1 protein-coding gene is annotated in these 235 nt (G+C 58.3%); it reads right to left on the bottom strand.

Annotated features, from left to right (window positions below):
• On the bottom strand, positions 1 to 213 hold a 213-nt coding region (locus QP437_RS10440; RefSeq protein ID WP_285267795.1), incomplete at its 3' end, for a hypothetical protein.
• Positions 214 to 235 lie beyond the last annotated feature (22 nt).

Raw genomic sequence — 235 nt, 5'->3', positions numbered from 1 at the left:
CGGTTTCTGGCAGGGGATACCCAGCGGCGACAGGAAACGCTCGCGCATCGCGCCATACGGCGTACCTTCCATCGGCACGATACCCATTTCGATACCGCTGGCATCTTTAGCCACTTTCGCTCGCGGTACCATGTAGTTAGCCAGTCCAAGGCGCATGTCATTGACGAACATCAGGCCGTTATTCGGATCGACCGACACGCTGCCCCAGTTCATTCCGCCAAGCGAGCCTGGATAC

Origin of the sequence: Haemophilus sp. UMB1048 (assembly GCF_030218125.1) — a bacterium.
Taxonomy (GTDB): Bacteria; Pseudomonadota; Gammaproteobacteria; order Enterobacterales; family Pasteurellaceae; genus Haemophilus_D.
Note: the sequence above shows the minus strand (reverse complement) of the source record. Positions and strands in the feature narration are given on the sequence as shown.